The sequence below is a fragment of the Coleofasciculus sp. G3-WIS-01 genome (genome assembly GCF_040223135.1).
In the GTDB taxonomy this organism is placed as follows: domain Bacteria; phylum Cyanobacteriota; class Cyanobacteriia; order Cyanobacteriales; family Coleofasciculaceae; genus Coleofasciculus.
This window is the reverse complement of the sequence record NZ_JAVJZI010000244.1, coordinates 1-9,910: the sequence shown is the minus strand read 5'-3', so window position 1 is coordinate 9,910 and position 9,910 is coordinate 1. Positions and strand designations below refer to the sequence as shown.

General features: G+C 47.3%; 4 protein-coding genes. All 4 read left to right on the top strand.

All coding sequences use genetic code 11. The annotated features are described in order from the left end of the window. Nucleotides 1-461 precede the first annotated feature (461 nt). Nucleotides 462-4,034 carry a methionine synthase gene (gene metH, locus RIM23_RS25955; RefSeq protein WP_446370695.1) on the top strand — a complete coding sequence of 1,191 codons (3,573 nt, stop codon included), beginning with the start codon at nt 462-464 and terminating at the stop codon, nt 4,032-4,034. A 150-nt stretch (nt 4,035-4,184) separates the two neighbouring features. Next, complete coding sequence (locus RIM23_RS25950) at nt 4,185-4,973, top strand: hypothetical protein (RefSeq protein WP_446370693.1); 789 nt, start codon at nt 4,185-4,187, stop codon at nt 4,971-4,973. A 198-nt stretch (nt 4,974-5,171) separates the two neighbouring features. Beyond that, entirely contained in the window at nt 5,172-7,532 is a 2,361-nt protein-coding gene (locus RIM23_RS25945) for a caspase family protein (RefSeq protein ID WP_446370691.1), read from the top strand. A gap of 204 nt (nt 7,533-7,736) precedes the next feature. Continuing rightward, entirely contained in the window at nt 7,737-9,482 is a 1,746-nt protein-coding gene (locus RIM23_RS25940; RefSeq protein ID WP_446370689.1) for an ABC transporter ATP-binding protein, read from the top strand. Nucleotides 9,483-9,910 lie beyond the last annotated feature (428 nt).

Below are 9,910 nucleotides of genomic sequence, written 5' to 3'. Positions count from 1 at the left end.
GATACTATAAGATTGTATTTTACCATTGAGTGAGCATCGGTGCAAAGTGCAAGACCATCACACAAAGTCGAGTAGCTGCTTCTTGGGGGGGTAAACTAGACATTGCCTGATTATATCACATAAAATGTCCAGTTATGTCACTAATTGTCTAGATATTTACGGACTGTTAGTTAACCCTTCGGATGCTGCATATTCAGGGAATACCGCTCCAGTTTATCTCCCAGTTTTGCTCTGTCTCCATTGGGTAACTTCATGTTCTGAAACAATAGTATTTAACGATTGGGATATTAATCCAGTCGAACGCACCGCGTCCCAAGGTTGACTCAATGCGATATAGTCCATTATCATCCATCTCCTTGCCCTCCTCATCCGATCGCGCCCCATCACCCCCTCACCCCAGGTTGTGTGTAGTCATACATTGCACCTACACTAATATCTATATCCAGATTGCCCAGACAGTTATGAACAGCCCCTTCCTAACTCGCCTCCATAGTCCCCAACGCCCGGTTCTCGTCTTCGATGGCGCGATGGGTACCAACCTGCAAACCCAAAACCTTACCGCTGCTGATTTTGGTGGGGCGAAATATGAAGGATGTAATGAGTATCTGGTTCACACCAAACCCGAAGCCGTGGCGACAGTGCATCGCCGTTTCCTGGAAGCGGGGGCGGATGTGATTGAGACGGATACCTTTGGTGGGGCTTCGATTGTTCTGGCAGAATATGATTTAGCAGATCAAGCCTATAGTCTGAATAAAGCCGCAGCAGAACTTGCCAAAAAGGTTGCAGCAGAATTCTCCACACCCGAAAAACCCCGATTTGTCGCCGGTTCCATCGGACCCACCACCAAACTCCCCACACTGGGACATATTGATTTTGACACGATGCAAGCCACCTTTGCTGAACAAGCCGAAGGACTCTATGACGGCGGTGTAGATTTATTTATTATCGAAACCTGTCAGGATGTGCTACAAATTAAAGCCGCCTTGAATGGGGTTGAAGAAGTCTTTCGTAAAAAAGGGGAACGCCGCCCGATTATGGTATCGGTAACCGTGGAAGTTCAGGGGACGATGCTAGTCGGCACCGAAATTGGCGCGGCGCTGGCGATTTTGGAACGCTATCCCATTGATATTCTCGGTCTAAACTGCGCCACGGGACCCGATCGCATGAAGGATCATATAAAATATCTGTCCCAGCATTCGCCGTTTGTGGTGTCTTGTATCCCGAATGCGGGGTTACCGGAAAATGTGGGGGGACAAGCCCATTATAAATTGACGCCGATGGAACTGCGGATGGCGTTAATGCATTTTATTGAAGACTTGGGTGTACAGGTGATTGGCGGCTGTTGCGGTACTCGCCCGGAACATATCCAACAATTAGCCGAAATTGCCCAAACCCTGACGCCAAAAGAACGTCATCCAGAGTACGAACCCGCCGCCGCATCGATTTACTCAACCCAACCCTACGAGCAGGATAACTCATTCCTAATTGTTGGAGAACGGTTAAATGCCAGTGGGTCGAAAAAATGCCGCACTTTGTTAAATAATGAAGACTGGGATGGATTAGTCGCCTTAGCTAGGGCGCAGGTACGCGAAGGCGCCCATATCCTGGATGTGAATGTGGATTATGTGGGACGGGATGGGGTGCATGATATGCACGAATTGGTATCCCGTTTAGTAACCAATGTTACTTTACCCCTGATGCTAGACTCCACGGAATGGGAAAAGATGGAGGCGGGGTTAAAAGTCGCCGGGGGGAAATGTATCCTCAATTCCACGAACTATGAAGATGGGGAGGAACGTTTCCTGAAAGTTTTGGAGTTAGCCAAAACTTATGGGGCGGGTGTAATTGTCGGTACAATTGACGAAGAGGGGATGGCGCGAACCGCCGACAGAAAATTCGCGATCGCGCAACGGGCGTATCGTCAAGCTATAGAGTATGGGATTCCACCCCATGAGATCTTTTTTGACCCCCTAGCTTTACCGATTTCGACGGGGATTGAAGAAGACAGAAGCAACGGGAAAGCGACGATTGAATCGATTCGGCGGATGCGTCAAGAACTACCCGGATGTCATATTATTCTCGGTGTTTCTAATATCTCCTTTGGACTCAATCCCGCCGCCAGGGTGGTATTGAACTCCATGTTTTTGCATGAAGCCATGGCGGTGGGGTTAGATGCGGCGATTGTTAGCGCTAGTAAGATATTACCGCTAGCGAAAATTGAACCTGAACATCAAGAGATTTGCCAAAAACTGATTTATGATCAACGGGAGTTTGATGGCGATATTTGCACCTATGATCCCTTAGGGGAGATTACCCAGCTATTTGAAGGCAAAACCACGAAGCGCGAGCGCACTGTGGATGAGAATCTGCCGATTGAAGAACGACTCAAGCGTCACATTATCGACGGGGAACGGATTGGCTTGGACGATAGTCTCGCTAAAGCCTTAGAAATTTATCCGCCTTTAGAGATTATCAATACGTTTCTCTTAGATGGGATGAAAGTGGTTGGCGAACTCTTTGGTTCCGGACAAATGCAACTCCCCTTTGTCTTGCAATCCGCCGAAACCATGAAAGCGGCGGTGGCGTATTTAGAACCGTATATGGAAAAAGAAGACGGGGAAAATAATGCCAAGGGAACGATGGTGATTGCTACGGTGAAAGGAGATGTTCACGATATTGGTAAAAACCTGGTGGATATCATCCTCACCAATAATGGCTATAAGGTGGTGAATCTGGGAATTAAGCAGCCCGTAGACAATATTATTGAGGCGTATAAAGAACATAATGCCGATTGTATTGCCATGAGTGGACTATTGGTAAAATCTACGGCATTTATGAAAGATAACCTGGAGACGTTTAATGAACAGGGAATCACCGTTCCTGTCATTTTAGGGGGTGCAGCCTTGACGCCGAAGTTTGTCTATGAAGATTGTCAGAATACCTATCAAGGGAAAGTGGTTTATGGCAAAGATGCTTTCTCAGACTTACACTTCATGGATAAACTCATGCCCGCTAAATCCGCTGAAAAGTGGGATGATTTAAAAGGTTTCTTAGATGAAGTGACAACAGAAGAAGTCCCCCATGGAACCGATGAGTCATCGGAAAATGGCAAGTCCGATCAGCCGAAAAAAACGCCAACAAAATCAGTCCCAGAGGTGGAAGATACCCGCCGTTCAGAACACATTACCGTAGAGATTAACCGCCCAACGCCGCCCTTCTGGGGAACTCGGATCTTGCAACCGGAAGATATTCCCATCGATGAGGCATTGTGGTATCTGGATTTGCAGGCGCTAATTGCGGGACAATGGCAGTTCCGCAAACCGAAAGACCAATCCCGTCAGGAGTATAATCAGTTTCTAGAAGAAACGGTTTATCCGATTCTCGAGGACTGGAAACAGCGGGTTGTAGCGGAGAACTTATTGCATCCGCAAATAATATATGGGTATTTTCCTTGTCAATCTGAAGGAAATTCTCTGCATCTATTTGATCCAGAGATGATGAGTCAAGAGGGTGAGAAACATCCAGAGAAATGGGAACCCATTGCCACATTTAAGTTCCCGCGCCAAAAATCGGGACGGCGTCTATGTATTGCTGATTTCTTTGCGCCTAAAGATTCGGGAGTTATCGATGTATTCCCGATGCAGGCGGTAACGGTGGGAGAAGTTGCAACTGAATACGCCAAGCAGCTATTTGAATCAGATCAGTATACTGATTATCTCTACTATCACGGTTTCGCGGTGCAAATGGCAGAAGCCTTAGCCGAATGGACACACGCCCGGATTCGCCGGGAGTTAGGATTGGCGAGTGAGGAACCAGATACAATTCGGGATATATTAGCGCAACGGTATCAAGGTTCACGATACAGTTTCGGCTATCCGGCTTGTCCTAATATACAGGATCAATACAAGCAACTGGAGTTGTTGGGGTGCGATCGGATCAACCTGTACATGGACGAAAGTGAACAATTGTATCCAGAACAATCGACAACCGCGATCGTTACTTATCATCCCGTAGCCAAATATTTCAGTGCTTAATTGTTTGCCAGGGAACGTCTATGCCGTTGTTTGAGCCATTAAGATTTATAGGGTTTAAACTAAAAACTGCTGTGTTCAAGATATCCTAGGCTTTATCTAGAGAAAAATTAGTCTGCTCGTTGGCTAATTCCGGGTAAAGGGGGGAAGCGCATGGATATCGTAGAGTACAATCGCCTCAAACTGACTATCCGACATCGACCTTTGTTACTGTGGCTTTTGAGTAGTATTCTCGCCGCCGTCGGAGTCGGGGTAATTTCCTTTCAAAGGGGGTCAAGCTTAACCTGTCAGCGAGGGGCAAAAACAGGCAGTTGTGAATTAGTTAAGTCAGGGTTAGTCGGCTCAGAGGTTAGAACTATTCCTTTAGAGAGTTTACGAGATGTCAGTCTTGATCTAAATCTGAAGAATGATAGTAATGATACTTATCGAGTTGTCCTGTTGACGGGAAGCGAAGAAATTCCCTTCACCTCCCATTACAGCGCCGATAGTAATCAGCAAGAGTCTATTGCTTCTGAAATTAATGCCTTTATTATGAATAAAAACCAGGCATCCCTGAACATTCAGCAAGACGATCGCTGGTTTAGTTATCTGTTTGGCAGTTTATTGATCGGGGTGGGGTTGTTCGTGGCGGTGCAGAAGGGGAAAGTCGTTACCTTGAGCTTTGATAAAGTGCGCGATCGCATGATGCTCAAGCAACGGGGTTTGCTCAGGGGTACAACCATAGAACTCCCCCTTGCCGAAATTGTTGATGTGACGATAGAAACGATTAGAGATGCCAAAGATCACCAGATAGAGCGAGTGGCTCTGGTTTTGGATTCGGGTAAGCATTTAGCCATAACCCCTGATGCTGATCCATTCTGGGACTACAAAAAAGTAGCTCACTGCATTCGCGTCTTTCTGAATCTCAACTCGGAGTCGTCTCGAAAGACGCCACAGATCTGAGCAATGTAGAGACGTGCCATGGCACGTCTGGGCACGTCTGGGAGATGAGGGCGGGTTTTGAACCAACGTTATCATCAATAGCTGGCGCAAAGTCCCTAAACCCGCCCCTACACACTGGAAAACTCAAAACTTTCTAGCAACGCGCTAACCTATTCCTGGTAGGCTGATAGCTGAGATTAACAGCGTAGATGGGCTAATATGGGACTGAATCGGCGGACTTTCCTGCAAAAAGCTGGCTTGGGGCTGGCAGCACTGGGAGTCAGTGAAACGGTACTATCACTCCTTGGTGATAAGAGTTTAGCCGTGCCTCTGTTGGAGCGTTATTTTCAGGTGCTGGCACAACCGGGTGGACGTAAGTTAGCACTCCTGGTGGGAATCAATGAGTATCCGCGCACGACAGCTTTGGCAGGGTGCGTGACTGATGTGGAGTTGCAACGAGAACTGTTAATTCATCGGTTTGGGTTCAATGCTAACGATATCGTGACGCTGACGAATAGCCAAGCCACTCGTGAGACGATTGAAACCGCGTTTATTGAACATCTGACTAAGCAAGCCGAGGCGGGTGACGTCGTTGTCTTCCACTTCAGTGGTTATGGTAGCCAGGTGCAGATGCCTCAGCAGGAGGCGACAGTAGACCCTTTAGTAAGCTTACAGAAAAGTTTTGTACCCGTTGATGGGATATTACCCACAAAAGGCGAACCCGTCGCTAATGATTTTTTAGCCGCAACCTTGGCGTTGCTGTTGCGATCGCTAAAGACGGATCAGGTGACGACAGTTCTAGATACCAGTCATACGCAAGGGGTGAATGTCTTCAAAGGCAGTCTAAAAGTCCGCTCTTGTCCCCGCAAATCCGCCCCAGCGCCTAATCCCGATGAACTGGCGTTTCAAGAGCAACTGGTGCAGCGGCTCAAAGCCTCATCCAAACCCTGGAAATTACTAGATAAGTCCATGGAAATGCCGGGACTGGTGTTAGCGGCGGCGGGTTTGTCTCAACCCGCAACCGAGGTGCAGTGGAATGGCTTTAGTGCGGGTTTATTTACCTATGCTCTAACTCAGCATCTCTGGCAAGCCACTGCTGCAACCAGTGTTCAGATTAGCGTGAGTCGAACGGCTGGGATTGTGAATCAATTCGTTGGCAATGATCAACAGCCACAGTTAATCGGTCAAAAGAGTCAAAATTCCTTGCTTGCCTATTACTTATCTCCCAATCCCCCCTTAGGGGCAGATGGAGTCGTTACGGCGATTGAAGAGAATAGTAAGCTGGCACAGCTATGGTTAGCGGGATTACCTGCACCCGTGCTGGAGTACTATAGTCCCAATTCGGTTCTAGAGTTGCTTAATGAGAAACTGTTGAGTTTACCGCCGTCGCAATCAGACAAGTCTCCAGCCACGGATAGCCCCGCCCAACCTGTCCCTAAATCGGTGCAACTCCAACTGCGATCCAAAGACGGGTTAACCGCCAAGGCACGTATACTGAATGGGAATAGCGGGGAAGATGTTCAACCGCAAGTCGGTCAATTGGTACGCGAACGGATTAGAGTATTGCCCCGGAATCTGGGTTTGACTATTGCCCTGGATACTCACTTAGAACGCATTGAACGGGTGGATGCAACCAGTGCCTTTGCGAGTATTCCTTCAGTGTCTTCCGTCGTGGTTGCTGGGGAACAAAGGGCGGATTATTTGTTTGGCAGAGGGAAAAAACAGGCAACAGAAACCTCAGAACCGAAGTTTAAAGGAGGCTATGGACTCTTTTCGGTTGTCCGTAACCCAATTCCTAATAGTCTGGGCGAGGAGGCTGAGGCAGTTAAATCAGCCGTTAATCGCTTAAGTGGCAAATTTAAAACCTTATTGGCAATGAAATGGCTACGGTTGAGTGCGAATGAAGGCTCATCGCGCCTTGGAATTCGGGCGTCGCTGGAAATGATCGCCCCTGAAACTAAGACAATCATCCAACGGGAAACCTGGCGCACTGCTTCCGGGTTGAGTACCGATGAAACCAAGACAAATGCGGGTAATGCAGTGCCATCTGTGGGATCAGCAACAATGCCAAGGTTACCGATTGGCAGTCGGGTGCAGTATCGTCTAGAGAATTATAGCGATCGCCCTTTGTATTTCCTGCTATTGGGTTTGGAAAGCAGCGGCAGTGCGATCGCGTTTTATCAGCAAAACCCTTCCCCAGAAGGATTAGAGTCCCAAAAAAATTCCCCACTGATCAGTGGCGCGATTAAACCGGGAGAAACTCTGATTCTGCCCAAACCATCGGCATCCTTTAATTGGACGGTTCCAGGTCCTGTGGGCGTGACGGAAATGCAACTGATTTGCAGCCCGTCTCCGTTCAAAGGCGCGATCGCGGCATTAGAATCAGCCATGCGTCCGAAGGGAGAGGGAGAACGAGTTGGTGATTTGTTTAATCCCCTAGAAGTCACACGGGCAATTCTACAAGACTTGCATCAAGCCAGCCAAGTTACTCCGGATAGTCTAGGTATCGGTTCTGATATGTATGCATTAGATGTGAATGCTTGGGCAACCTTGAGTTTTAATTATCAAGTGGTTTCTTGATTTGTCATTAGTCATTTGAGTTAAATTAGACTGTTAAGGCATAAAATCACGGTATAACTCGATCTGGAGCGATTTTAACTAACAGTTTGGCATAGTAGCTTGAGTGCGATCGCGCCAGGGTTGTAGCCCCTAATGATTATTTTGGGCATGTGAACGCGAGAAACAAGCCATTGTCTGTACCAAAAACTTGTTAGGATTTTTAACATGGCTAATTCTCGTATCCAAAAATTACTCGCCTATCTGCGCCCTCATACCACTCAGGTATCATTAGGCATCCTGGCTCTGCTGATTGTCAACGCCGTCGGGGTCTACATTCCCCTGCTGATTCGGGATAGTATTGAGGAACTCCGCATCGCCTTCGCCTTTGATCAGGTGTTGCAGTTAGTCGGACTCATCTTTATCCTGGCATCCTTGATGTGGGCAATTCGCATGGCATCGCGTATCCTCATCTTTGGAGTGGGGCGTAAGGTAGAATTTGACCTCAAGCAAAAGATTTTTCAACATCTGCTTACCCTAGAACCGTCTTATTTCTCTACGAATACAGCGGGTGATTTGATTAACCGCGCCACGAGTGATGTGGACAATATCCGCCGTCTTGTCGGGTTTGCGGTGTTGAGTTTAGCCAATATTGTTTTTGCCTACGGCTTGACGCTACCCGTGATGATGTCGATTGAGTGGCGGCTGACGTTCTTGGCGCTGGCGGTTTATCCAGTTATGTTGATCACAGTGCGTCTGTTTAGTGATAAGCTGCGTACTCAACAACAGGCGGTTCAGGAAGAACTCTCAAGCCTCAGCGAATTGGTTCAGGAAGATATGAGTGGTATCTCCCTGATTAAAATTTACGCCCAGGAAGAAAATGAACGGCGTGCCTTCCGAGGTTTGAATCAACGACTTTTATCAGCAAATCTGGGATTAGCCAGAACTCGCAATGTCCTGTTTCCAGTGATTGAAGCCCTATCCTATATCAGCTTACTCCTGTTAATGTGGTTTGGATCGGGTGCGATCGCGAGGGGGGCGATTACTGTGGGGGATTTTGTCGCCCTGGTTATTTATGCGGAACGGTTAGTCTTCCCCACCGCCTTACTGGGATTCACGATTACTACCTATCAACGGGGTGAGGTGAGTATTGACCGAGTGGAGTCAATTTTGACCATTGAACCTAAAATTAAAAATGCCCCAGATGCCATGGCACTGGTGCAACCGATTCAGGGAGAGTTAAGAGCCCAACACCTCAGCTATACGTTCCCCGATGCCAAAACCCCAGCCATCCAAGCCGTTGACTTTCATATTCATCCCGGTGAAACGGTGGCAATAGTCGGTGCGATTGGTTCAGGGAAATCAACTTTGGCGAATGTTTTGCCTCGCCTGTTGAATATTGCACCGAATCAGTTATTTCTGGATAGCTACGATGTCACTCAGATACGCTTACCTGATTTAAGAGCCGCGATCGCATATGTTCCCCAAGATAGCTTTTTATTTAGTACCAGTCTTAAAAATAACATTGGTTACGGCGCTCCGGGAAGTGAACAGCCGGAGATAGAACAGGCGGCAAAACAAGCTCAAATTCACTCAGAAGTTCTCAATTTTCCCCAACAATATGAAACAATGGTGGGAGAACGGGGAATTACTTTGTCTGGGGGTCAACGTCAGCGAATTGCCCTGGCTAGGGCTTTAGTCATGGATGCGCCAATTCTGATTTTAGATGACGCCCTCTCTAGTGTAGATAATCAAACCGCGACCAAAATTTTGGCGAATCTTTCCACAGGGGTTGACCGCAAAACGGTGATTTTTATCTCTCACCAGCTTTCAGCCGCAGCTACGGCTGATCGGATTTTTGTCATGGATGCTGGGAAGATTGTGCAAATTGGGACTCACTCTGAATTGATCCAACGTCCGGGGCTTTATCAATCCCTGTGGAGTCAGCACCAGATTGAGGAAGTTTTGCATTAATTTTGTCCTTCGTCATTACTCGCTTCCCCAGGGAAGCAAGCTACGTCATTTGTCACAGAACAGGGCACAGGGAATAGGGAGTTAGAGATTGTAAAGTTTTGGTAACTCATTATTAGAATTGTCACCGATTTGATTAAAGGTAAAAATTGATACAATTACCCATCGGTCAACTCGGTTAGTATTCAAGGGGACATTGTGAAAAGCAATGGGCAGATGTTTAACGTTTGTCTAAATAGGGCATTTCACCTATCGTTGCGCTATACAGCTTCATTTAGTACCAGGGATTCGTGTTCAGGGTGTTTCGCTTTTGTCACTTTCCAACGTTGAAATTAAACGGGGTGAATTAAACCTACTTAAATCTGTGTAAACAGATTGATTCACCCACCAGGGGCAGGATTAGACCTACGTTAGAGCGGTCAAGACACCTA